The sequence below is a fragment of the Clostridium pacaense genome (genome assembly GCF_020709765.2).
Taxonomy (GTDB): Bacteria; Bacillota; Clostridia; order Lachnospirales; family Lachnospiraceae; genus Enterocloster; species Enterocloster hominis.
In genome coordinates this window covers 1-266 of record NZ_JAJFEB020000126.1, presented here as the reverse complement: position 1 = coordinate 266, position 266 = coordinate 1, and the positions used below count along the sequence as shown (strand labels likewise).

General features: G+C 48.5%; 1 protein-coding gene. It reads right to left on the bottom strand.

All coding sequences use genetic code 11. From position 1 onward, the window contains the following. A partial coding sequence (locus LK536_RS58770; RefSeq protein ID WP_506092330.1) for a hypothetical protein occupies nt 1-266 on the bottom strand: 266 nt, incomplete at both ends.

Here is a 266-nt window from a genome sequence, read left to right as displayed (position 1 = left end):
ACCACATATCCTTTTACATTGATGACGGCTGTCATGCAGGATTCATCCACCAGCTGAAGCCCTATCTCCAAAGCCCCTGTTTTCTTAGCGGTAAATACCACAACCTCATCCTTCTGTACCGCATACACAGGATTCCCGGCATCAGACTGCACCACTTTTTCAATCTTCACGGATTCCCCGTCCGGATCCGGAAACAGATCCTCCTCCAGCACCATGAAGCTCTGCTGCTTCTTATCATCCTGTATCACGGTATGGCTTAAGAATAC